This is a genomic window from Streptomyces sp. NRRL S-1813 (assembly GCF_000719605.1).
Classification (GTDB): domain Bacteria; phylum Actinomycetota; class Actinomycetes; order Streptomycetales; family Streptomycetaceae; genus Streptomyces; species Streptomyces decoyicus.
In genome coordinates this window covers 1-201 of sequence record NZ_JOHB01000123.1, presented here as the reverse complement: position 1 = coordinate 201, position 201 = coordinate 1, and the positions used below count along the sequence as shown (strand labels likewise).

Sequence of the window (201 nt, the reverse complement as noted above, 5' to 3'; positions counted from 1 at the left end):
AAGCCTGGTAACGGGTGGAGTTGACTGGTACTAATAGGCCGAGGGCTTGTCCTCAGTTGCTCGCGTCCACTGTGTAGGTTCTGAAGTAACGACCTGTGTTTGTGCCGGGTTGGTTAACTTCATAGTGTTTCGGTGGTCATTGCGTTAGGGAAACGCCCGGTTACATTTCGAACCCGGAAGCTAAGCCTTTCAGCGCCGATG

The 201-nt window shown here is 52.7% G+C and carries 1 rRNA gene; it reads left to right on the top strand.

Features of this window, described 5'->3' with window-relative positions:
• Window positions 1-128 precede the first annotated feature (128 nt).
• A 5S ribosomal RNA gene (gene rrf, locus IF67_RS0138600) occupies window positions 129-201 on the top strand; the annotation flags it as partial.